The following is a 23,090-nucleotide window of genomic DNA, read 5'->3' as shown; positions in this document are numbered from 1 at the left end:
ACAACATAATTGTTGTACGTTTTTTTTTAAAACCTACTTGCAAAATTACAATTAGAATGTTATAATTCGATATAATGTATATATATAGCAGACAGGAGTATTCTTAACAAGGACAATGTAGGGGGTTATAATGGGAAAAGATTTTTACATAGTTGCTGAAGAGATCTTATCACCTGCTATGAAGAAGACAGTTAAAGTAAAGGAACTACTAAAGAATGGAGAAGAAGAGCAGATTAAAGAAGCTGTTGAAAGAGTAGGATTAAGTCGAAGTGCTTATTATAAGTATAGAGATTATATATTTCCTTTTGTAAAACAAGAAAGACAAGAGCTAGCAACATTATCATTATTAGTAGCTGATCAAAAGGGTAATTTATCTAAGGTATTAACCAAAATTGCTCAGTATCATGGAAATATATTAACTATAAATCAAGATATTCCTTTAAATCAAGTGGCTCATGTAACGATAACGATTGAGAGTAATAATCTAGTAATCTCAGTTGAGCAACTAATAAGTAATTTAGAAGGTATAGGAGGAATAAAGAGAGTAAAACTAATTACACAAAGTTTTAAGCAAGGATAATTTAGAGGAGGAGATAGTATGGAGAAGGAGATAAAGGTTGGATTGTTAGGATGTGGAACTGTTGGTTCAGGAGTTTATAAGATTTTAGAAGAGAATGCTACTAGTATTGCCAATAAGTCAGGTGCTAAGTTGACTGTGGCTAAGGTATTAGTTAAAGATAAAAGTAAAGAGTTGTTAGTTGATGTACCACAGAATAAGTTAACTGATGATTTTGAGGAAGTAATTAATGATCCAGAGATTGAAATAGTTGCAGAGCTGATTGGAGGGGTTCATCCAGCTAAGGAGTTTATTTTAGAAGTACTCAAGAGCGGCCGGAGTGTAGTGACTGCTAATAAAGAGTTGATGGCTAAGCATGGTCATGAATTATTGGTTACTGCTCGAGAGATGGGAGTCGACATCTACTTTGAAGCTAGTGTTGGTGGTGGGATTCCAATTATTAGTCCTTTAAAAGAGGATTTAGCTGGTAATAAGATTACAAATATAATGGGAATTGTTAATGGAACGACTAACTATATTTTAACGAAGATGGAGCAAGAAGGAGCAGATTTTTCTGATGTGTTGGCTCAGGCTCAAGAGCTTGGTTATGCTGAAGCTGATCCGACATCTGATATAGAGGGGCATGATGCTGCTTATAAGTTAGCTATTTTAGCATCGATTGCTTTTGAATCTAGAGTTGACATTGAGGATGTCTATATTGAAGGGATAACTGGAATTACTAAGGGAGATATTTTATATGCTCAGGAGCTAGGCTATAAGATTAAATTATTAGCTATTGGTAAAGAAAATGATGGAGTTGAAGTCAGAGTACATCCGACATTAGTTCCTACTGAGCATCCACTGGCTAATGTCAATGATGTCTTTAATGCTATCTTTGTAGAAGGAGATGCGATTAATGAGGTGATGTTTTATGGACCAGGGGCGGGTCAGATGCCGACTGGAAGTGCTGTTGTAGGTGATATTATTACTGCTGCTAGAAATATTGACTTTTCAGCACAAGGGAGAATTTCTTGTACTTGCTTTGAAGAAAAAGAGGTAATAGCTCAAGACGAGGTAAGGTCAAGTTTTTATTTAAGATTGAATGTGTTAGATAATCCTGGTGTTTTAGGAGAAATAACTGGTTTGTTAGGAGAGCATCAGGTCAGTATTGAATCTGTAATTCAAAAAGGCAGAAGTGATGATACTGTACCGTTGGTCTTCATTACCCATCAAGTTAAAGAGGGAGATCTCAATGATGCATTAGATAAGATTAAGTCTTTATCAGATGTTGAAGAGGTGGCCAGTTTAATTAGAGTTGAAGAATACAACCAATAAATATTAGTTAATAATTATCTATAAATTGCTAACTGTAATTAGAGGAGGAAGTTTTATGGGATTAATTGTACAAAAATATGGTGGTAGTTCAGTAGCAGATACTGATCATATTAAGCGAGTAGCAGAAAGAATTGTAAAAAGAAAAAGAGCAGGTAATCAAGTAGTAGCAGTAGTCTCGGCTTTAGGGGATAGTACAGATGAATTGATTGAGTTGGCCCAACAAATTACTGAGAACCCTCCTAAACGTGAATATGATAAGTTAGTTTCAACAGGTGAGCAGGTTTCAGTATCATTATTGGCAATGGCTATTAATGAATTGGGTGAAGATGTAATCTCTTTGAGTGGCTCTCAAATTGGAATTATAACTGATGATTTACATGCTAAGGCTAAAATCTTAAGGGTCAACCCTGAAAGATTAGAACAAGAGCTTGATCAAGATAAGATAGTGATTGTAGCTGGGTTTCAGGGTGTTACATCTGATAATGAGATAACTACTTTAGGGCGGGGTGGTTCTGATACAACAGGTGTTGCATTAGCAACTGCTCTTGATGCTGATTTATGTGAAATCTATACAGATGTTGATGGAGTTTATACTGCAGATCCTAGAATTGTTGAAGGTGCTTGTAAATTAAATGGGGTCTCCTATGATGAAATGTTAGAGTTTGCTAGTTTAGGTGCTGAAGTTTTACATCCTAGATCGGTTGAAATTGCTAAGGAATATGGTATTAAATTAGTTGTTAAATCTAGTTTTTATTGTTGTCCAGGAACATATATTAAGGAGGTAGAGGAATTGGAAAAGGATATTGTAGTAACTGGTGTTACATGTAATAGTGATACAGTAAAATTATCATTGATTGGGGTGCCTGATCAACCAGGTGTTGCTTCTAGAATCTTTACTGGGTTAGCTGAAGATGGGATTAATGTCGATATGATTATTCAGAATGTAGATTATGATGGATTAAATGATATTACATTTACAATCGGTACGGAAGATTTAGCTCATACTAAAGTTAATTTAAAAGCGTTACAAGAAGAGCTAGGCTATAAAGAGTTAGTTTATGATACTGAAGTAGCTAAAGTATCAATAGTAGGAGCGGGAATGGTGACTAATCCTGGTGTAGCAGCTAAGATGTTTGAGGCATTAGCAGAGGAAGATATTAATATTGAAATGATCAGTACATCAGAGATTAAGGTTTCTTGTTTGATCGATAAAGAGAAAAGCGATCGTGCTGTTAAGGTTATCCATGATAAGTTTAATTTAGATCAATTATGTGACAGTGATGTTTAAGGTCAAAATTCCAGCAACTACTGCTAATTTAGGGCCAGGCTTTGATACCTTTGGTATGAGCTTGGGCCTATATAATTTAATTGAGATAGAGCGGAAGCAAAAAGAAGGGGTAGAGATTGAGGTTGCTGGATATGGAATAGAAGAGCTAACTACTGATGAGAGTAATTTGGTCTATCGGAGTATGCTACGTTTATTTGAAACTGTTGACTATCTACCCCCAGGATTAAAGATCAAACTTATCAATCGGATACCGTTGGCCCGAGGTCTAGGAAGTAGTGCTGCTGCTATTGTTGGTGGATTGTTAGCAGCTAATAAGTTGAGTGGAGAACAATTAACGACAGAAGAATTACTAAATTTAGCAACTGAGATAGAAGGTCATCCTGATAATGTAGCTCCTGCTTTATTGGGTGGAGTAGTCATTTCGACTGTCAAAGATAAAGAGGTTATTTATAAGAAAGTAACCCCTCCAAGTAAATTAAAGACTGTAGTCTGTATTCCTGATTATCAATTAACTACAGATGAATCGAGGAGTGCTTTGCCTGATAAGGTTTCATTTAAAGATGCAGTCTTCAATGTCAGTCATGCTAGTCTATTATTAGCAGGTCTGCTAACAGAAGATTATGAGTTGATCGGACAGGCATTAGATGATCGTCTACATCAGCCTTATAGGCAAGGGTTGATTCCTGGTTTAGATGAAGTTATTGAAGATTTATCTCAAGATGTGTTAGGTATTGTGTTAAGTGGCTCCGGGCCAACAGCAATTGCCTTAACTTTAGAAGATGAAGAGAGAATCGGAGTTGAGATGAAGGATATTTTTGCTAAGCAAGGTATTGAAGCTCAGTATTTAGTAATTTCCCCTACTGATCAAGGAGCCACTATTATTGAAAGTTAATGTTAAAAAAAGAGGATTTTACGCAAAGATAACGAAATTATGTAATAATGGTGACTTTCAATAAATTATAAAAGTGGGGGATGAAGATGAAAAGAACTTGGATGTTATTGTTGATCATGTCGTTGTTAGTAGCAACTGCTGGGACAGCCTTTGCAGGTCAAATATATGGTACTAAAGCCCATGGGATGGGTGGTGCATTTACTGCTGTGGCTGATGATGCCAGTGCAATCTATTGGAATCCAGCCGGTTTGGTACGAAGTGGAAGGTTAGGATTTGAAGCTAATTTTGGTGCTGGTGGAGAAAACTTTAGTGATTTATCAGTTTTAAGAGATCACTTAGAAGAAGCTGACGAAGATGAAGAGAGTTTAAAAGAGTTACTTGAACTTGATGATATTGGGGTTAATCTAAATGGATTGGCAGCAGTTAATTTAAGAAACTTTGGTTTAGGTGTAACTCTTAATAATAATTTTGTATTTGAGAGTACTGGTAGTAAAGAGATAGATGAGGATGAGTTAGAAATTAAGAGTGATGGAAGTGTAGAATATAATGGGGATTTGCCTGAAATAAAGGCGTCTAATACATTTATTGGTCAAGGAATCTTTTCTATGGGAACTAATCTAACCAATGCGCCATTAAATTTAGGGACTGTTTCTATTGGTGCTAATGCTAAGTATTTAACTGCTAACCAATATGATCTTAATATGGAAGCTAAAGCAGATGGTGATACTTTTGAAATGATTGCTGATGATGATCCAAGGTCAGCTAATGGTTTTGGTTTAGATACAGGAGCATTAGTGAGAGCAACTGATATGGTCAATGTTGGTGTTAATGTTAGGAATTTAGTGACTAGTTGGGGTAGTCATGAAATTGATGATTTAGATGAGAGATTACCACGAACTGTGACTTTAGGAGCAGCTGCTAATTTACCATTCCCAATCGGAGCGACTGTAGCAGCAGATATAGAAATTCCTGATGAAGGAGATGAAATTTATCGTTTAGGAGCAGAAAAGGATATTATTCTTGGCTTATTAGCTGTTAGATTAGGTGGTTATCAAATAGATGGAGATCGAACTTATACTGGTGGATTAGGACTTGATCTACCGTTCATTGACCTTGATTTAGCTGGTGATTCTGATAGTAACTATAGTTTTGCCGGAACAGTTAATTTTTAGTCACCTCAAGCTAAAGTGAGCTAAGTACAAAATATATTATAAAAATGATAAAAAAATATAAATTATTCTTGACAACTTTGAAAAGAGTTGTTAGAATTAATAATGAAAAGAGAACAAAATAGAATTTAGAAATAAATGCGGTTTAAGAACGGTTTACCTTTCTAAGAGAGAGACCCAACAAAGGTTGGGCGCCGAAGGGGCAAAGAAGAAAATTCTTCTCAAACTCTCAGGCAAAAGGATCTTAGAAAGATAATCTCTGAACTGGCTAGAGGACAGAGAGAGCTTAAAGTTAGTAGTATTTTGCTAACTTTGCTCTCTTTTTTCTTTTAGGTGTATAATTATCATAGGAGATAAAATAAGATTTACATAAGTAGATAATTTAATAAATTCAGTCTAAAGGTGATTTACCTTCTTAAGAGAGAGACCCAGCAGAGGTTGGGCGCCGAAGGGGCAAAGAAGAGAATTCTTCTCAAACTCTCAGGCAAAAGGATCTTAGAAGGGTAATCTCTGAACTGCTTATAGGACAGAGAGTTTAAGCTAGCGAAGATAAATTTACTAGCTTTTGCTCTCTGTTTTTGCTTTATAAGGTGATGAATAAAAGATTAGTTTTAGATTAAGAATAATGAAAGAGGGGATAATTATGACCAATACTGTAAAGAAGGTTCCATTGGATCAGACTCATGAAGAGCTAGGGGCCAAAATGGTTGACTTTGCTGGTTGGAGAATGCCGATTCAATATGAAGGTATTATCCAAGAGCATAATGTAGTTAGAAATCAAGCTGGTTTATTTGATGTCTCCCACATGGGAGAGATCAAGGTAACAGGTGAAAATGCTTTTAAATTTCTACAGAAGATATTGACCAATGATCTATCTAAACTAGATGATCAGCAAATTCAATATACTATGATGTGTTATCCAGATGGTGGAGTAGTCGATGATTTATTGGTTTATCGTTTCAGCGCTGACCAGTATATCTTGGTAGTTAATGCAGCTAATATTGAACAAGATTATGATTGGATTAAAGAACAAGAGATTGCTGGAGTAGAGATAGTTAACTTATCAGCAGATATAGCTGAGGTAGCACTACAAGGGCCAAAGGCTGAAGAGATCTTACAGAAGTTGACCGATTTTGAGTTGACTGAAATTAAGTTTTTCCACTTTGAGAAGCAGATTGAAGTAGCAGGAGTAGAGACTGAATTTGTCTCTCGAACTGGTTATACTGGAGAAGATGGTTTTGAAATCTATGTTGCCAAGCAAGATATCAAAACTGTTTGGGATGCTATCTTAAAAGCTGGCGGAGAGGAAGTTGCTCCAGTAGGATTAGGTGCTAGAGATACCTTACGTTTCGAGGCCAACTTGCCATTGTATGGCCATGAAATTGGGAAGGATAAGAACCCTTTAGAAGCAGGATTGGGCTATTTCGTTGCTTTAGATAAGGATGGATTTATTGGCCAACAAGCATTACAAGAGATTGAAGCTGAAGGTTATCAGCGAAAACTGGTTGGACTTGAAATGATAGATCGAGGGATTCCTAGAGAAGGATATCAACTATTAAAAGATGGTACAGTGATTGGAGAGATAACAACAGGTTCTTATGCTCCTGCACTGGAGAAGAATATTGGTTTAGGTTATGTTGAGGCTGACTATGCTGAAGTTGGAATGGAGATTACTGTTCAGATCAGACGTAGAGAATGTAAGGCTAAATTGGTTGAACTGCCTTTTTATAAGCGTCAAGGTTAAAAAGAGTTAAATATCAATTAAATCAAAAATAAAACTGGAGGGATTTAGAATGGAAATTAAAGAAGGAATTTTTTATACTGAAAGTCATGAATGGGTGAAGGTGGAAGATAATACTGCTTATATTGGAATTACAGACTTTGCTCAAGATGCGCTAGGTGAGATTGTATTTGTTGAATTACCAATGGAAGGTGAAGAGTTTGCTCAAAAAGAAGCAATTGGTGTGATCGAATCAGTAAAAGCAGTTTCTGATCTATATGTACCTGTAGGTGGAGAGATTCTAGAAAGTAATGAAGATCTATATGATGCTCCTGAAGAATTGAATAATGCTCCTTATGAGAGTTGGATGATTGCTGTTGATTTAGCTGATGAGAGTCAATTAGATGATTTAATGTCTGCGGAGGAGTATGAAAATTTCTGTAAAGAAGAGGAGGAATAATAATTATGTTCCCATATTTACCCCATACACAAGAAGATAGAGCAAAACTTATGGAAGGTGTTGGTATAACTAAGATTGATGAATTATTTACCGACATTCCTGAAGAAGTAAAGCTGGATAGAGAATTAGATTTAGGTCAACCACTATCTGAATTAGAAATTAAGGAAAAAATGAAAGAGCTGAGTGGTAAAAATGATAATCTCGAAGAATATACTTCCTTTTTAGGAGCAGGAGTTTATGATCACTATATTCCTAGTGCTATCGATCATATCCTATTAAGATCAGAGTTTTATACAGCTTATACTCCATATCAAGCTGAAACGAGCCAAGGTTACTTACAAGCAATCTTTGAATATCAAACATTAATCTGTGAGCTGACTGGCTTAGATGTAGCAAATGCTTCAATGTATGATGGAGCTAGTGCAATCGCTGAAGCGGCTTTGATGTCGACTGCAGTTAAGCGGAGAAGAAAAGAGATCATTATCTCTAAAGCTGTCAGTCCAGAGAGTAGAGAGGTATTGAGAACTTATTGTGATGCTGTTGATTTAGAGCTTGTTGAAGTAGATTATAAAGATGGAGTTACTGATAGCGAGCAATTAGGTGAGCTTGTTAGTGAGAAGACAGCTGGTGTGATTGTTCAAAATCCTAACTTCTTTGGTCAATTAGAAGATTTAGAAGAGATGGCTGAAATTGTTCATCAGGCAGGTGCTTTATTTACTGTATCAGCTGACCCTGTTTCGTTGGCTTTATTAGAAGCTCCAGGTAACTTAGGTGCTGATATTGTAGTTGGTGAAGGTCAAGCTTTAGGAAATCCACTTAACTTCGGTGGACCTCACTTAGGGTTCTTGGCAACTACTAAGAAGAATATGAGAAGGATTCCTGGTCGAGTCATTGGCGAGACGGAAGATGAAGCAGGAAATAGAGGCTATGTAATGACTTTACAAACAAGAGAACAGCATATTAGACGGGAACGAGCAACTTCAAATATCTGTTCAAATCAAGCATTAAATGCTTTAGCAGCTACAGTTTATCTAACCTTGCTAGGAAAAGAAGGGCTGAAAGAAGTAGCTAAGCAGTCTGCTAAGAAAGCACATTATGCTGCTCAAAAGATAAATCAACTGGAAGATTATGAGATAGTATTTAATGGGCCGTTCTTTAAAGAGTTTGCTGTTAAGGCTCACAAATCAGTTGAAGAAATTAATGAAGAGTTATTAACGGATAATATTATTGGAGGCTATGATTTGGAGTCAGATTATGCTGACTTAGAAAATGGAATGTTATTGGCATTTACAGAAAAGAGAACGAAGGCTGAAATTGATCAACTAGTTGCACAATTGGAGGGGGTAAAATGAGAAAAGAGAAGGATTTAATCTTTGAGATGAGTAAACCGGGAAGAGTTGCTTTTTCCCTTCCGCAAGATGAATTAGAAGAGATAGATTTAACAGATGAAATTCCAGCTAAGTACTTACGAGATGAAGATCCAGAGCTACCAGAAGTAAGTGAATTAGAGGCAGTTAGACACTTTACTGAATTATCAACTCGAAACCATGGTGTTGATAGCGGATTTTATCCTTTAGGCTCTTGTACAATGAAGTATAATGCTAAAGTAAATGAGGATGTAGCTCGGCTGGCTGGTTTTACTGCCACTCATCCATTACAAGATGAGAAGATGGTACAGGGTAATCTAGAGTTGCTTTATCAGATGGATCAGATGTTATCTGAGATTACAGGAATGGATCGGTTTAATATGCAGCCAGCTGCTGGAGCTCATGGTGAATTAACTGGACTAATGATTATGAAAGCTTATCATAAGCAGAATGGAAATGAAGATAAGAATGAGATCATTGTTCCTGATTCAGCACATGGAACCAATCCTGCTAGTGCTTCAATGGTTGGCTTTAAAGTGGTTGAAGTTGAATCTAATAAAGAAGGCTTAGTTGATCTTGCAGCATTAAAAGAGGTAGTTAGTGATAAGACAGCCGGTTTAATGTTGACTAATCCGAATACGGTAGGACTATTTGAAGAGGATATTTTAGAGATTGCTGAGTTAATCCATGACGAAGGTGGACTGCTTTATTATGATGGGGCCAACCTAAATCCAATTATGGGCCAAGTTCGTCCAGGCGATATGGGCTTTGATGTCATCCATCTTAATCTACATAAGACATTTGGAACTCCTCATGGTGGAGGAGGGCCAGGTTCAGGGCCTGTAGGTGTTAAAGAAGAGTTGGTTAAATATTTACCTAAGCCATTAGTTGAAAAGGATGGAGCTGAGTATTACTTTGATTATGATCTGCCTGATTCAATCGGTAAGGTTAGATCTTATTATGGTAACTTTGGAGTAGTTGTTAAAGCTTATGCTTATATTTTAGCTTTAGGAGCTGAAGGGATTAAGCAGGTCAGTGAAGATTCTGTATTAAATGCTAACTATCTAAAAGAACAGTTAAAAGAACACTATGCTCTAGCTTATGATCGAATCTGTAAGCATGAATTTGTTCTATCAGGTAAAAAGCAGAAGAAAAATGGAGTTAAGACGCTCGATATAGCTAAGCGATTATTAGATTTTGGTGTCCATCCACCGACTATCTACTTCCCATTAATTGTAGATGAAGCATTGATGATTGAACCGACAGAGACAGAGACTGTAGAAACATTAGATCAATTTATAGAAACAATGATCCAAATTGCTCGGGAAGCAGAAGAAGAGCCAGAAAAAGTCCAACAAGCACCACACAATACTGTAGTAGGTAGATTAGATGAAGCTACCGCTGCTAGAAAGCCGAAGTTAAGATGGAAATCAGAGAAATAAGTCCGAAGTTAACCAAGAAGCTAGATCAAGCCTGGGAAGTTCGTCAACAGAACTTCCCAGCTTTTATTGAATTTGATTATCCTGAGCAGACGGAAGTTATAAGTTTAACCGGTAATGAGTGTGCGTTGGACTGTGCTCATTGTGGTGGGCATTACTTAGAACATATGCTTCCAATAGAGGATTATCAACAACAGGGCCAAAAAGAGAGTACTAGTTGTTTAATCAGTGGAGGTTGTACCAGTGCTGGATTGGTTGATTTTTCAGCTCACAAGGAAGATTTAACTGATATTTCAGAAGAGAAGAAGGTCAATATGCATGTTGGACTGTTGGCTGAAGAGGAGATTGAGGAAGTCAGTCAGATCGCTGATTCAGTCTCGTTTGATTTTATAGCAGATCAAGAAACGATTGATGAGGTTTATGGTTTAGATCGGACGGTTGATGACTATATCACCACTTATAAGAATTTACGAGAAGAGGTTGATGTACTACCACATATCTGTATTGGATTGAAAGGTGGAGAGATGGCTGGTGAGTATCAGGCTTTAGAGATACTAAAAGAAATAGGTACTGCTGGGTTGGTCTTTATCGTCTTTATTCCAACCAAAGGAACTGAATATGAAGATCACTCTCCACCACCTTTAGAAGATGTTCTCGAGTTGATAGCAACTGCTCGAGTTGAATTTCCAGAGATTCCAATTCATTTAGGTTGTATGCGTCCTAAAGGTAGGTATCGTGCAGAGTTAGATTATTATGCAATTAAGGCTGGGGTTAATAAATTAGTAGTACCGACCAGCTTTGGGATTAGGCATGCTGAAGAATTAGGTTTGGAAATTGGCTATGGTGAGGAGTGTTGTATTTTATGATCAAATTATCAGCAGGAACTGCTCATCTATTAGGGATGAAGAGGTTGAAGACGGATGCTCCTCCAACGACTGCTTATTTGATGGCTGGGGAAGGTTGTCAAAATGATTGTAGTTTTTGTGCTCAAGCTACTAGTAATTTAGCCAATAAGAATGAACTGGCAAGGATCAGATGGCAAGAGTATCAGACTGAAGATATTATCTCAAATCTATCTCAAGCTGCAGCAAAAAAGGATCTACAGCGGATCTGTATTCAAGCAGTTGATAATCCCCAAGCTGAGGAGTCAATAACTGACTTTTTAGATCAAGCTCAAGTTGATTTACCAGTTTGTGTATCTAAAAGTATTAACTCGTTAGCAGAAGTCGATAAATTATTGGAAGCTGGAGTAGATCGGGTCAATATTGCATTAGATGTTGTTGATCCTGAAAAGTTTAATCAAATAAAGGGCGGTTCTTATCAAGAACGATATCAGCTTTTAGAAGCAGCAGCTAATAGATTTCCTGACAGAATTTCGACTCATATTATTATTGGCTTCGGAGAAACTGAAAAGCAGGTAGTTAAGTTATTAACTCAGTTAAAAGAGTTAAAAGTCAAACTGGGACTGTTTGCTTTTACACCTCTCCGGGGGACTGAACTAGCTAAACAAAGTCGCCCTGATATTGATAACTATCGACGGGTTCAGATAGCAAACTATTTAATTTATAATCATGATTTTACTCTAGATCAGTTTGAATTTAAAGCAGATAAGTTAACTGCAATAGATATAAAAAAGCAAAGGTTAAAAGATTTATTAGCAACTGGTAAAGCATTTGAAACAGTTGGTTGCTCTGGTTGTAATCGACCTTATTATAATGAAAAGCCAGGAGGAGTAATGTATAACTATCCTCGATCTTTAACCTCACAGGAGATAGAAGAAGCAATTAAAGAGAGTAGGTTGATTGAGGATGGAAGAGAATAACTGGAGGTTAATAAATACAGGCTATCAATCTGGTGCGATGAATATGGCTTTAGATGAAGCAATTTTAGAAGCTGTAAAAGCAGGTCAGGTCAAGCCGACAATCAGGTTTTATGCTTGGCAACCGGCAGCTATTTCGCTAGGGTATTTCCAAAAGCTAGATGAAGAGGTAGATACTACAGCTTGCCAGCAGCAAGGAATAGATATTGTACGCCGGTTGACCGGTGGGCGGGCTGTATTACATGATGATGAACTGACTTATAGTTTGATAGCTCCTGCTCAAATATCATGGTTACCAGAATCGATTGTTAAATCATATAAGATAATCAGTCAAGGTTTAGTACTAGGCTTACAGCAGCTAGGTATTCCAGCAGAAATGATTCCCTTGGCCGATAAAATGAAGCGAGAGCGACAGAGTGCTGCTTGTTTTGATGCAACATCATGGTATGAAGTTGCAGTAGCAGGGAAGAAGATTATTGGTAGTGCTCAGACTAGAAAGCAAGGTATGATCTTACAACATGGCTCTATTGTAAGGAGTCAAAATTTAGAGCAACTATTTTCAATTCTTAAGTTTTCCAAGCAGAGAGATAAAAAGCGATTAAAAAGGTTATTTAGCACTAAAGCCACCTCTATTCAAGAAGTGACTGATACTATCCCTACTTTAAAAGAGCTGAGAGAAGCCTTTAAAATAGGCTTTGAAGATGGTCTAAAGCTCAATCTAAGTTTAGAAGAAATTACAGATGCTGAATTAGAACGAGCCACAGAACTAATGGCTAATAAATATCAACAGCGAACCTGGACTCATAAACGATAAAAGTACTAATTTTTACGAAAAGAATAATTCTTTGACAAAATAGTAGGGGTTAACTATAATAAAAGTATTGGTCAATTGTTAGATTACTGTAATAAAGTAGTAAAGGTAATCGAAAAAGTCTGAAAATTAAGAGGGGGAATAAAAGTGATTATAGGTGTACCGCAGGAAGTCAAGAATAATGAGAATAGAGTAGCAGTTACTCCAGCAGGTGTAGAGACACTGACTAATCAAGGACATGAAATAATAATTGAACAGGCAGCAGGAGAAGGTAGTGGAATTTCAGACCAAGAATTTGAAGAGGCAGGGGCCAAAATTTTACAGAAACATGAAGAAATATTTTCTAGTGCAGATATGATAATGAAGGTTAAAGAACCAATACCAGAAGAATATAATCTATTTAGAGAAGAGCAGATCTTATATACATACTTGCACTTAGCGGCTGAAGAAGAATTAACAAGAACATTAATGGAAAAAAATGTTGTTGCAATTGCATATGAAACAGTTGAGCTAGAGGATGGCTCTTTACCATTATTGACGCCAATGAGTGAGGTAGCAGGTAGATTAGCTGCTCAAAAAGGAGCATTATTTTTAGAAAAACCAAAAGGTGGTCGAGGGGTTTTATTAGGAGGAGTCCCAGGGACTAAACCAGCTAGAGTAGTAGTAATTGGTGGTGGAATAGTAGGAATTAATGCAGCGAAGATGATTAAGGGTTTAGGAGCAGATGTAACTATTTTAGATATTGATGCTAGTCAAATGAGATATATTGATAATATCTTTTTAGGAAATATAAAGACGAGAATGTCGAATAAATATAATCTTTATGAAGAAGTAACAGCAGCAGATTTAGTAATTGGAGCAGTCTTGATTCCAGGTGCTAAAGCACCACATTTAGTAACAGAAGAAATGGTTAAGGATATGAAAGAAGGATCAGTTATTGTAGATGTAGCAATTGATCAAGGTGGTTGTATAGAGACAACTTATCCAACAACACACCAAGATCCAGTCTTTACTAGGCATGGGGTAGTTCATTATGCAGTTACAAATATGCCAGGTGCAGTGGCCAGAACTTCGACTCATGCACTAACAAATGTAACTTTACCTTATGCAGTCAAGATTGCCAATCAAGGATATCAAGATGCATTATTAGATGATCCAGCATTATTGAAAGGATTGAATATCTATGATGGTAAAATCACCCACCAAGGAGTAGCAAAAGCTTTTGGTTTAGATTATTATTCTCCTAAAGAACTATTAACTAATAGATTTTAATCGTAATTAGTGATTAGCAAAAGACAAAAATTTAAATTTTATTCTAGAGTTCTATATAAAGGGGAATCAAGTCAAGCATGGATAATGATAAATTAACTGTAGGGTTTAAATTAAGGCCTGCTTGGGCAGAAATAGATTTAGATAATATTGGTCATAATATTACTGAATTCAGAAAGAGTTTACCTGATGATAAGTTACTAACAATAGTGGTTAAAGCAGATGCTTATGGTCATGGTGCAGTAGAAGTTGCTAAAATAGCTCTAGAAAACGGAGCAGACCGGCTAGCAGTGGCTATTTTGGATGAAGCAATTCAATTAAGAGAAGCTGGCTTGACTGAAGTTCCGATCTTGATCTTGGGTTGGACTCCACCTGAATTAGCCAGTGAGGTAGTTAAATATGATCTGATTCAAACAGTTTATGATCAACAACTTGCTACTAGTTTAGCTACTGCAGCTCAAAAGTTAAATCAGAAAGCTAAAGTTCATCTTAAAGTCGATACAGGAATGGGCAGGATTGGTTTACAACCTGAAGAAGTACTAGAATTTATGACTGAGATAAAGAGGTTAGATAATTTAATAGTTGAAGGAATCTATACTCATTTTGCAGCAGCAGATGAAGAAGATAAGAGCTATACTTATCAACAATTGAATAAATTTGAACAGTTAATTAAATGCTTAGAAGATAAAGGCTTTGAGATTCCAGTTAAGCATGGTGCTAATAGTGCAGCATTTTTAGATTTACCTGAGACATATCTTAATATGGTCAGATTAGGGATTATAACTTATGGGCTTTGGCCTTCACAAGAGGTTGAGCAAAGAATTGATTTAAGAGCAGGGATGAGATTAAAAGCTAGGATTGCTCATTTAAAGGAGGTTCCTGCTGGAACCGATATTAGTTATGGTCGGACTTATACAACTACTACTCAGCAGAAGATAGCAACCTTACCATTAGGTTATGAAGATGGTTATAGTAGGTTGCTTTCTTCTAATAGTCAGGTCTTGGTTAAAGGAGAGCGAGTACCGGTAGTTGGTAGAGTCTGTATGGATCAGTTGATGGTTGATGTAACCGAAATTGATAGAGTAGAAGTAGGAGATGAGATAACATTGATCGGACCAGATGGAGAGGATGAGATTACAGCTACTGAAGTAGCAGATAGAATAGGAACGATTAATTATGAAGTAGTCTGTATGATCAGTAAACGGATTCCGAGAGTTTATATTAAAGATGGGGAAGTTTATAAAATTAAAGGCTTAGTTTAAGTTTGAGTCTAAGTCTAAGTAAGAGCTAAGCCCTTATGTTTCTAGTGGTTGACTTAAACTTATCTTCGGGTTTTAAAAACCATTTCCTCAGCCTTAAACTTAAGCTATTTATCAACTTTATCTTAAATTTAATAATAAATTATGAACAGTAAATTGATACAAGGGAGTGAATATAAATGAAAGAATACCAAATCGCAATTATCGGTGGTGGACCAGGTGGTTATGTAGCTGCAATTAAAGCTGTTCAACTAGGGGCCAACGTCTGCTTGATCGAAAAGGAGCAGCTAGGAGGTACCTGTTTGAATTGGGGTTGTATCCCAACTAAAGCCTTGACAGCTAGCTGTGATGTAGTCCGCAATATTAAGAATGCTCGCCGTTTTGGGGTTAAAGTCAATGACTTTGAAATTGATTGGACAAATATTTCAAGAAATAAGGATCGCAGTGTCCGTCAGTTAGTTAAAGGTGTCGAATATTTGATGGAGAAGAATCAGATTGATCTAATCTCTGGAACTGCATCCTTTAAAGATAAAGATCTACTACAAGTAGAACAAGAAGATGAGACTGTTGAAGTTAAAGCTGAAAATGTAATCATTGCTACCGGTTCTAAGCCACTGACTCTAGATCCATTTAATTATGATGGTGAAAAGATAGTGACCAGTAAAGAGTTATTAGCCTTAGAAGAGCTACCTGAGAGCTTATTGATTGTAGGAGCAGGGGTGATCGGTACGGAGTTTGCTTCTATCTTTGCTACATTAGGTGTCAAGGTAACTGTAGTAGATGTAATGTCTAGGTTATTACCGATGGAAGATCAAGAGATCAGTGCTAATTTAGCTCGTGCCTTTAGAAGGGCTCGGATTGATGTCCAAACAGAAAAGGAGATTAGCCAGATTGAGCGAACTGAAGCAGGTATCATAGCTACTTTAGCTGATGGGGAAGAGTTAGAAGCTGATCTTGCTTTGTTGGCGATTGGACGAGTACCTTATGCTGAAGGGTTAAATCTTGATGCAATCGGTTTGGAATTAGAAGATGGAGCAATTAAGGTCGATCAATATTTAGAGACAGAAGTCGATGGAGTTTATGCTATTGGGGATGTGACCGATGAGATTCAGTTGGCCCATGTAGCATCTAAACAAGGAATGGTTGCTGTTGAGAATATTTTAGGAGATAAGAAAGAGATGGATTATAGTGTAGTACCTAATACGATCTTTACGCACCCTGAGGTAGCAAGTGTTGGTATGACAGAAAAAGAAGCTAAAGAGCAGGGGATTGAAGTTGAAATCGGTAAATTTGATTTTAAAGGAAATGGTAAAGCTGTAACTCTTAATGAAACTCAAGGGTTGGTCAAGATTGTTGCTGATGGTGAGGATGGTACTATTGTGGGTGGTCATATCGTTGGCCCGCATGCTTCAGATTTAATTCATGAGCTTGCTCTAGCTCTACAGCAAGAGTTGACAGTAGAAGAAGTAACTGAGATGATTCATGCTCATCCTACTTTAGCAGAAGCCGTTTTAGAAGCTGCTGAAGATACTATTGGAGATGCAATTCACGGCTAATATAAAATTTAATAATTATAAATGGAACAATCAATAGGGGTTTGAATCTTCAAACCCCTATATTTTCATTAAGGAAACTATGCTTTTTAGAGATTGTGGATATAGGCTTAAGCTGAGTTGCCGGAGGCAACTTTTTATTTTCAGCTCAAGGTTGAGTGATTTAATTTAGCTATTTTTGTTACAATATTTTTGATATGCTTCATTATCCTATCCGTTGCTTCTTGTGCTGAATAATCGACCCGGTTATTAAGTAATAAAGATATCATTCCATGATAAGTTAATGTTATCATCTCATCAATTTCAGCAGCTTGTTCTGGTGAAAAATATCCTTCCTTGACACAAGGTTGAATAGCCAAAGCCGTTCTTTTAGATAGATCAGATTCTAAAAGTATAGGAACCAATTCTTGAGGTGGATCTCCTAGTTTTTCAGGAAATAATGAGAAGTAATTCTTCATTAAATTTTCTGGTTTATCTCCGATGTCTTCGGTAAAGACTGCATAATAGAGCTTAGGTTGTTTGAAAGAATACTTACAAAAACATTCCCACATTAATAAGAATCTTTCCAAAGTATTATCACCTTGTTTCATATAATTAGGGACTTGCTGTACATAATCACTGATAAAATTCATAGCAGCAAAAAAGATTAATTGGTTTCGATTGTCAAAGTAATTATAAATAGTAGCACTATTATAACCAGCAATCTTAGCTACTTTTCTGATTGTGACTCCTTTAAGCCCCTCTTCTTCAATAATTTGGCTAGTAGCATCGATAAATACTTTTAGAATTCTAATTTGTTTAATGTCATTTTTATTAAAATCAATCATTACTAGACCTCCCTCCATAAATAGCTAGTTATTATTATAGACTAAAAGAGTTAAACTTTCAAAAGAATAAATAATAAATTCAAAGTTTGAGAAGTTGAAATTGAACCTCTTAAGAGAAAATTAAAAAAAATCAAAAAAAAAGAAGGAGTTTGGGTAATCATGATTGAATAATAAACATGATGATAGATAAATCTGTCGAGTTTTAAATTTTTGTGATGAATTTTATTTAAAGGGGGGGAGTTTAAATAAGTAAAATTTATTGAAAAATTAGATAGTATATAAAAAACCCTAATAATAATCACGATTATATAATAACTATGATTACCGTATAATCTTATAAGTGCATAAGGATAAGTGTATAAGGAAAACTTAAATTTAAGCTTGATTCTTAATCTTTAAAATTATAAAGGAGGAGTAATTAATGATTGAACGTAATTTTTTAGCCCAAGATGTCTTGACTGCTGAAGATGTAGAGATGATTCATGAAGCTTCAATGGAATTGTTAGAAGAGACTGGTATTGAGATCTTGCATGAAGAAGCTAGAGAGATATTTGCAGAAAATGGTGCTCGAGTAGAAGGTGAAAAAGTATATTTATCCCGTGAGCTTGTTGAAGAGTATGTTGAAAAAGCTCCTGGATCTTTTACACTACATGCTAGAAATCCAGAAAATAATGTAACAGTTGGAGGTAATAATTCAGTTACTGCTCCAGGTTATGGCTCACCTTATGTGACAGATATTGAGAATGGGAGACGAGATTCGGTTTATGAGGATTATATAAACTTTACTAAATTAGCTGCAGCTAGTGATCATGTTGATGTTTTAGGTGGTGTATTAGTAGAGCCTAAGGATATAGCTGATGAGAAGAGGCATGCTAAGATGCTTTATGCAGGAGCTAAATATTCCGACAAGTGTCTAATGGGAAGTGCACTTGGTAAGAAGAAAGCACGTGATTGTTTTAAGATGGCCAGTATGCTCTTTGGAGAGGATGAAATTATTGATGATAGAGCATTAGTTATCTCTTTGATCAGTACTACAAGTCCTTTGAAGTATGATGATAGAATGTTAGCTTCTCTGATAGAACATGCTAAGTATAATCAAGCTGTTATTATTGCTTCATTGATTATGTCTGGTTCTACTGGGCCAATGTCAGTAGCTGGAACATTAACTTTACAAAATGTAGAGGTATTAGCTGGAATTGTCTTAACTCAAATGATCAATCCAGGAGCTCCAGTAGTTTATGGTTCTGCATCTACAATTACTGATATGCAGACTGCTAACTTGACTGTAGGAAGTCCAGCATATGTTAAGTTTGTAGGAGCTACAGCTCAGCTAGCTCGTTATTATGATGTACCATCTCGAGCAGGAGGTTCGACTACAGATTCATTAATGGTTGATTCTCAAGCAGGATATGAATCAATGATGAACTTTATGACTGCTACTAATCATGGTGTAAACTTCATTCTTCACTCTGCAGGATTATTAGAAAACTATATGACTATGTCTTATGAGAAATTTATTATTGATGATGAGATTTTGGGTATGGTAGATAGTTACCAACAGGGTATTGAGGTAAATGAAGATACAGTAGCTAAAGAATTAATTGCTAAGGTTGGCCCAGGAGGGCATTATTTAGCAGAGGCACACACAATGCAGCACATGCGAGATTTTAGAACACCAACTATCAGTCAAAGAGCTACTTATACATCTGAAGAAGACTTGGTTTCTACTGTTGAAAGTGCTAATCAGAAATGGAAAGATATTATAGCTGACTTTGAAGCACCAGAGTTAGATCCAGAGATTGATAAAAAGTTAGTTGACTATATGGAGAATTTGTAAAGTATAATCATCCAACTTTAAAATGAAAGATAAGTTGGATGATAGTAACAAGTAATTAGTGACTTGTAACTAGTAAAGAGCAAAAATAAAATTTCATTTTTGAGTAATAAGAATAGATTCATTCTTTAAATAAATTAAATTTAGGGGGTTATTATTAAAATGAGTAAAATGGAAAATATTGTTGAAGAAGTAATTGCAGGGAATGTTGCTGGAGTAGCTGAATTGACACAAGAGCTAGTAGATGAAGGAGCAAAGCCAAGCGATATCATTAAAGATGGATTGGTTGCAGGGATGGATGTTGTAGGAGGTAGATTTAAGAAGAATGAAATGTTCGTACCAGAGGTTTTAATTGCTGCTAAATCTATGCATGCAGGAATGGATATAGTTAAGCCATTATTGACAGATGGAGAGAGTAGTTCGGTTGGAACTGTAGTTATTGGTACGGTAGAAGGTGATTTACATGATATCGGTAAGAACTTAGTAGCAATGATGTTAGAGGGAGCAGGATTTGAAGTGATTGATTTAGGAATCGATCTACCAGCTGATGAGTTTGTAGAAGCAGTTAAGGAGCATCAGCCTGATGTTGTTGGAATTTCTGCATTATTGACTACGACTATGCCAGCGATGGAAGAGACAATTAAGACTTTAGAAGAAGCAGGAGTTAGAGATCAAGTCAAGATTATGGTTGGTGGAGCACCTGTTAGCCAAGAGTTTGCTAATGAGATCGGTGCTGATGGTTATGCTGCAGATGGAAGTACTGCTACTGATATAGCTAGAGAGTTTGTTAATTAAATAAATATAAAGTGGCAGGATGCCACTTTATATTAGTGTACAGTTTACGGTTTACAGTTGACAGTTGATAGAAAAAATTTAAGAGCGGATTTTTTCATCACGAAGGGTTCAAAGAGCTCGAAGGAAGATCATTAAATATATTAATCTTAATCGTATAATTTTCTTGAGTTTTTTAGTTTTCATGATCTTGACCTTATAACTGTAAACTGTACACTATCAACTGTAAACTTAAAATATAAGGGGAGGCAATAAAATGATAGTTATTGGAGAATTAATTAATACAAGTAGAGAAGGGTTAGAAGAGGCAGTTAAGAATAGAGATGTGGAATTTATTCAAGATTTAGCTAAGAAGCAAGAAGAAGCAGGATCAGATTATATTGATGTTAATTGTGGTACTTTGCTTAAAGAAGAGGTTGAAGCTATGGAGTGGCTAGTCAAGACAGTTCAAGAGGTAGTTGATGTACCACTTTGTATTGATAGCCCAAATCCTAAAGCACTTAAGAGAGGTTTAGAAGTTCATGAAGGTAAAGCATTAGTCAATTCAATTTCTGCTGAAGAGGATAGATTTGCTGAAACTTTAGAGATACTTAAAGAGCATGATGCAAGAATAGTAGCTTTGACAATGGATGATGAGGGAATGCCAAAGAGTGCTGAAGATAGAATTAGAGTAGGGAAAAAGTTGATTGATGATTTAAAAGATGCAGGAATTGCTGAAGATGATATCTTTGTTGATCCAATTATTAATCCAATTGGTACTGATCAACAAGTGGGTCATTATATTTTGGATGCAATTGAAGAGATTGTAATGGAGTATCCAGATGTTCATATTACTTGTGGGTTAAGTAATATCTCTCATGGATTACCGCAGAGGCATTTATTAAATAGAGCATTTGTAACATTAGCGATGAGTAGGGGAATGGATAGTGCCATTATGGATCCATTAGATCCAAAGATTATGGCATTAGTAACTGCCGCTGATACTTTATTAGGGAATGATCAATACTGTGCTGGTTATATTCAAGCTGCTAAAAGTGGAAAATTAGATATTTAAAAGAAAGATTGGCCCTAGGACAGATAAGTTCTAGGGCCAACTAGAATTACTTTAAAAATAATTGATTAGGAGTGAGAATAATGAGTAAAGGACAAGCAGATAAAGCTAAAGATGTAAGAATTGATCCAGTTGTATTTTGGGTTTCTGCTCTAATTTCAACTGCATTGGTTGCTTGGGGAATCTTGGCTACTGAAAGTTTTGGTGTTTTAGTCGATAGAGTAGATGGCTTTTTAGTAGGTAATTTTGGCTGGGCTTATCTTGTCTTTGTTTCTGCAGTTTTAGTTTTAACTTTGGTGGCAGGTTTGAGTAGGTTTGGTGATCTCAAATTAGGAAAGCCTGATGAAGAACCAGAGTTCAGCACAGGTTCCTGGTTTGCTATGTTATTTAGTGCTGGTATGGGGATTGGTCTTGTCTTTTGGGGGGTTGCTGAACCGATAACTCACTATGCTGAACCTCCATTTGGAGCAGAAGAGAGTGTTGAATCTGCTTTATTAGCTCTTCGTTATACTTTCTTCCATTGGGGCTTACATCCGTGGGCTTTATTTTCATTGTTTGGAATGATTATTGGTTATTTTGGTTTCAGAAGAGGGTTACCGCAATTGCCAAGTTGTACTTTATATCCTTTGATTGGTGAAAAAGGAGTTAAAGGGCCAATCGGTAAGGCGTTTGATATTTTAGCTATTTTTGCGACTCTGTTTGGAATAGCTACTTCTTTAGGTTTAGGTGCCCAACAGATAAATAGTGGTTTAAATTATTTATTGGGAGTTCCTAATAATAATTTAGTTGCAATAGTTATTATTGCGATCATAACTGCGATCTTCATTATTGCTACGGTAACTGGTCTTGAAAAAGGGATTCAATTTATTGGGAATATGAATGTTAACTTAAGTTTAGTCTTATTGGGATTGATGATTGTTGTTGGCCCGACAATCTTTATCTTTCAATATTTGACGGAAGGTGCAGGGCATTATTTACAGAATATTTTTGAAATGAGTGCCTTTACCGGTTCTGTAGGAGAGAGCGAATGGCCTGGTTGGTGGACAGTCTTTTATTGGGCTTGGTGGATTTCTTGGACTCCATTTGTAGGAGGATTTATTGCTCGAATTTCACGAGGCCGTACGATTAGAGAATTTGTAGTGGCTACTTTATTCGGGCCAACAGTCTTGAGCTTTATCTGGATAGCTACTATGGGTGGCTCAGCTATTTGGCTTGAGCGTTTTGGAGCAGGTGGAATTGTAGAGCCTGTTCAAAATGATATAGCTTCTGCTTTCTTTGTAACTTTAGGCCAATTTCCACTTGGTGGAATAATGAGTATTATTGCAACAATCTTAATTGCGACTTACTTCATTACGTCAGCTAACTCTGCTACTTTTGTAATGGGGATGTTGACCTCTTATGGTGCATTAGAGCCTTCTCGTAATGTTAAGATCACTTGGGGAGTATTTGAGGGTCTAATTGCTGCAGTATTATTACTAGCAGGTGGATTATCTGCTTTACAAACAGCAGCTATTGCATCAGCTTTTCCTTTTATGTTCTTTATGTGTCTGTCTATTTTTTCCTTCTTTAAGGTAATTCAAGAAGATTATAGATTGACCCAACAAGGAGAATTTATTGGAACAATTGATATTGAACTATAATTTTTACAA

20 protein-coding genes and 2 riboswitches are annotated in these 23,090 nt (G+C 36.2%); of the genes, 19 read left to right on the top strand and 1 reads right to left on the bottom strand.

What is annotated here, in order from left to right; genetic code table 11:
• The first annotated feature begins 130 nt into the window (after positions 1-130).
• The 15 genes from MWH28_RS10260 (at position 131) to lpdA (ending at position 16,940) form a co-directional block, all read left to right on the top strand.
• Positions 131-580 carry an ACT domain-containing protein gene (locus tag MWH28_RS10260; protein WP_248619281.1) on the top strand — a complete coding sequence of 150 codons (450 nt, stop codon included), beginning with the start codon at positions 131-133 and terminating at the stop codon, positions 578-580.
• A gap of 18 nt (positions 581-598) precedes the next feature.
• The gene (locus MWH28_RS10255) at positions 599-1,891 is read left to right on the top strand and encodes a homoserine dehydrogenase (protein ID WP_248619280.1); all 1,293 of its coding nucleotides are present in this window, start codon (positions 599-601) and stop codon (positions 1,889-1,891) included.
• A 55-nt stretch (positions 1,892-1,946) separates the two neighbouring features.
• Entirely contained in the window at positions 1,947-3,179 is a 1,233-nt protein-coding gene (locus MWH28_RS10250; RefSeq protein WP_248619279.1) for an aspartate kinase, read from the top strand.
• Positions 3,172-4,071 carry a homoserine kinase gene (thrB, locus tag MWH28_RS10245; RefSeq protein WP_248619278.1) on the top strand — a complete coding sequence of 300 codons (900 nt, stop codon included), beginning with the start codon at positions 3,172-3,174 and terminating at the stop codon, positions 4,069-4,071. The genes MWH28_RS10250 and thrB overlap by 8 nt, the downstream gene beginning before the upstream one ends.
• 86 nt (positions 4,072-4,157) lie before the next feature.
• Complete coding sequence (locus MWH28_RS10240) at positions 4,158-5,243, top strand: PorV/PorQ family protein (protein ID WP_248619277.1); 1,086 nt, start codon at positions 4,158-4,160, stop codon at positions 5,241-5,243.
• A gap of 154 nt (positions 5,244-5,397) precedes the next feature.
• Positions 5,398-5,495, top strand: a riboswitch (glycine riboswitch).
• A gap of 153 nt (positions 5,496-5,648) precedes the next feature.
• Positions 5,649-5,746, top strand: a riboswitch (glycine riboswitch).
• A gap of 137 nt (positions 5,747-5,883) precedes the next feature.
• A complete protein-coding gene (gene gcvT, locus MWH28_RS10235; RefSeq protein ID WP_248619276.1) occupies positions 5,884-6,984 on the top strand; it encodes a glycine cleavage system aminomethyltransferase GcvT in 1,101 nt (366 codons plus the stop codon).
• 49 nt (positions 6,985-7,033) lie between these two features.
• Positions 7,034-7,420 (top strand): glycine cleavage system protein GcvH, encoded by a 387-nt coding sequence (gcvH, locus tag MWH28_RS10230; protein WP_248619275.1) that lies wholly within the window; start codon positions 7,034-7,036, stop codon positions 7,418-7,420.
• Positions 7,421-7,425: 5 nt separating this feature from the next.
• Positions 7,426-8,772 carry an aminomethyl-transferring glycine dehydrogenase subunit GcvPA gene (gene gcvPA / locus MWH28_RS10225; RefSeq protein WP_248619274.1) on the top strand — a complete coding sequence of 449 codons (1,347 nt, stop codon included), beginning with the start codon at positions 7,426-7,428 and terminating at the stop codon, positions 8,770-8,772.
• On the top strand, positions 8,769-10,229 hold the full coding sequence (gene gcvPB, locus MWH28_RS10220) for an aminomethyl-transferring glycine dehydrogenase subunit GcvPB (protein WP_248619273.1): 1,461 nt from the start codon (positions 8,769-8,771) through the stop codon (positions 10,227-10,229). Before gcvPA ends, gcvPB begins: the two co-directional genes overlap by 4 nt.
• Positions 10,211-11,092 carry a LipS1 family lipoyl synthase gene (lipS1, locus tag MWH28_RS10215; RefSeq protein WP_248619272.1) on the top strand — a complete coding sequence of 294 codons (882 nt, stop codon included), beginning with the start codon at positions 10,211-10,213 and terminating at the stop codon, positions 11,090-11,092. Before gcvPB ends, lipS1 begins: the two co-directional genes overlap by 19 nt.
• Positions 11,089-12,048 carry a LipS2 family lipoyl synthase gene (gene lipS2 / locus MWH28_RS10210; RefSeq protein ID WP_248619271.1) on the top strand — a complete coding sequence of 320 codons (960 nt, stop codon included), beginning with the start codon at positions 11,089-11,091 and terminating at the stop codon, positions 12,046-12,048. Before lipS1 ends, lipS2 begins: the two co-directional genes overlap by 4 nt.
• Entirely contained in the window at positions 12,035-12,859 is an 825-nt protein-coding gene (locus MWH28_RS10205; protein ID WP_248619270.1) for a lipoate--protein ligase family protein, read from the top strand. The genes lipS2 and MWH28_RS10205 overlap by 14 nt, the downstream gene beginning before the upstream one ends.
• Before the next feature lie 144 nt (positions 12,860-13,003).
• The gene (ald, locus tag MWH28_RS10200) at positions 13,004-14,128 is read left to right on the top strand and encodes an alanine dehydrogenase (protein WP_248619269.1); all 1,125 of its coding nucleotides are present in this window, start codon (positions 13,004-13,006) and stop codon (positions 14,126-14,128) included.
• A gap of 77 nt (positions 14,129-14,205) precedes the next feature.
• Positions 14,206-15,387, top strand: coding sequence for an alanine racemase (alr, locus tag MWH28_RS10195; RefSeq protein ID WP_248619268.1), 1,182 nt, complete (start codon positions 14,206-14,208; stop codon positions 15,385-15,387).
• Positions 15,388-15,563: 176 nt separating this feature from the next.
• Complete coding sequence (gene lpdA / locus MWH28_RS10190) at positions 15,564-16,940, top strand: dihydrolipoyl dehydrogenase (protein WP_248619267.1); 1,377 nt, start codon at positions 15,564-15,566, stop codon at positions 16,938-16,940.
• A gap of 140 nt (positions 16,941-17,080) precedes the next feature.
• Here lpdA and MWH28_RS10185 read toward each other — a convergent pair whose 3' ends face one another.
• A complete protein-coding gene (locus tag MWH28_RS10185) occupies positions 17,081-17,764 on the bottom strand; it encodes a TetR/AcrR family transcriptional regulator (RefSeq protein WP_248619266.1) in 684 nt (227 codons plus the stop codon).
• 421 nt (positions 17,765-18,185) lie between these two features.
• Here MWH28_RS10185 and MWH28_RS10180 point away from each other — a divergent pair, with 421 nt between their 5' ends.
• The 4 genes from MWH28_RS10180 (at position 18,186) to MWH28_RS10165 (ending at position 23,081) form a co-directional block, all read left to right on the top strand.
• The gene (locus MWH28_RS10180) at positions 18,186-19,601 is read left to right on the top strand and encodes a trimethylamine methyltransferase family protein (RefSeq protein ID WP_248619265.1); all 1,416 of its coding nucleotides are present in this window, start codon (positions 18,186-18,188) and stop codon (positions 19,599-19,601) included.
• 159 nt (positions 19,602-19,760) lie between these two features.
• The gene (locus tag MWH28_RS10175) at positions 19,761-20,393 is read left to right on the top strand and encodes a corrinoid protein (protein ID WP_248619264.1); all 633 of its coding nucleotides are present in this window, start codon (positions 19,761-19,763) and stop codon (positions 20,391-20,393) included.
• A gap of 253 nt (positions 20,394-20,646) precedes the next feature.
• Positions 20,647-21,444: a methyltetrahydrofolate cobalamin methyltransferase gene (locus MWH28_RS10170; RefSeq protein ID WP_248619262.1), complete on the top strand. Its 798-nt coding sequence runs from the start codon at positions 20,647-20,649 to the stop codon at positions 21,442-21,444.
• Positions 21,445-21,524: 80 nt separating this feature from the next.
• On the top strand, positions 21,525-23,081 hold the full coding sequence (locus MWH28_RS10165; protein WP_248619261.1) for a glycine betaine uptake BCCT transporter: 1,557 nt from the start codon (positions 21,525-21,527) through the stop codon (positions 23,079-23,081).
• Positions 23,082-23,090: the final 9 nt, after the last annotated feature.

The sequence above is a fragment of the Natroniella sulfidigena genome (assembly GCF_023223645.1).
In the GTDB taxonomy this organism is placed as follows: Bacteria; Bacillota; Halanaerobiia; order Halobacteroidales; family Halobacteroidaceae; genus Natroniella; species Natroniella sulfidigena.
Note: the sequence above shows the minus strand (reverse complement) of the source record. Positions and strands in the feature narration are given on the sequence as shown.

Bases quoted from the DNA above. Each gene is read 5' to 3' on its own strand.
- MWH28_RS10260 (WP_248619281.1), top strand. From the start codon at position 131: ATGGGAAAAGATTTTTACATAGTTGCTGAAGAGATCTTATCACCTGCT.
- MWH28_RS10255 (WP_248619280.1), top strand. From the start codon at position 599: ATGGAGAAGGAGATAAAGGTTGGATTGTTAGGATGTGGAACTGTTGGT.
- MWH28_RS10250 (WP_248619279.1), top strand. From the start codon at position 1,947: ATGGGATTAATTGTACAAAAATATGGTGGTAGTTCAGTAGCAGATACT.
- thrB (WP_248619278.1), top strand. From the start codon at position 3,172: ATGTTTAAGGTCAAAATTCCAGCAACTACTGCTAATTTAGGGCCAGGC.
- MWH28_RS10240 (WP_248619277.1), top strand. From the start codon at position 4,158: ATGAAAAGAACTTGGATGTTATTGTTGATCATGTCGTTGTTAGTAGCA.
- gcvT (WP_248619276.1), top strand. From the start codon at position 5,884: ATGACCAATACTGTAAAGAAGGTTCCATTGGATCAGACTCATGAAGAG.
- gcvH (WP_248619275.1), top strand. From the start codon at position 7,034: ATGGAAATTAAAGAAGGAATTTTTTATACTGAAAGTCATGAATGGGTG.
- gcvPA (WP_248619274.1), top strand. From the start codon at position 7,426: ATGTTCCCATATTTACCCCATACACAAGAAGATAGAGCAAAACTTATG.
- gcvPB (WP_248619273.1), top strand. From the start codon at position 8,769: ATGAGAAAAGAGAAGGATTTAATCTTTGAGATGAGTAAACCGGGAAGA.
- lipS1 (WP_248619272.1), top strand. From the start codon at position 10,211: ATGGAAATCAGAGAAATAAGTCCGAAGTTAACCAAGAAGCTAGATCAA.
- lipS2 (WP_248619271.1), top strand. From the start codon at position 11,089: ATGATCAAATTATCAGCAGGAACTGCTCATCTATTAGGGATGAAGAGG.
- MWH28_RS10205 (WP_248619270.1), top strand. From the start codon at position 12,035: ATGGAAGAGAATAACTGGAGGTTAATAAATACAGGCTATCAATCTGGT.
- alr (WP_248619268.1), top strand. From the start codon at position 14,206: ATGGATAATGATAAATTAACTGTAGGGTTTAAATTAAGGCCTGCTTGG.
- lpdA (WP_248619267.1), top strand. From the start codon at position 15,564: ATGAAAGAATACCAAATCGCAATTATCGGTGGTGGACCAGGTGGTTAT.
- MWH28_RS10185 (WP_248619266.1), bottom strand. From the start codon at position 17,764: ATGATTGATTTTAATAAAAATGACATTAAACAAATTAGAATTCTAAAA.
- MWH28_RS10180 (WP_248619265.1), top strand. From the start codon at position 18,186: ATGATTGAACGTAATTTTTTAGCCCAAGATGTCTTGACTGCTGAAGAT.
- MWH28_RS10175 (WP_248619264.1), top strand. From the start codon at position 19,761: ATGAGTAAAATGGAAAATATTGTTGAAGAAGTAATTGCAGGGAATGTT.
- MWH28_RS10170 (WP_248619262.1), top strand. From the start codon at position 20,647: ATGATAGTTATTGGAGAATTAATTAATACAAGTAGAGAAGGGTTAGAA.
- MWH28_RS10165 (WP_248619261.1), top strand. From the start codon at position 21,525: ATGAGTAAAGGACAAGCAGATAAAGCTAAAGATGTAAGAATTGATCCA.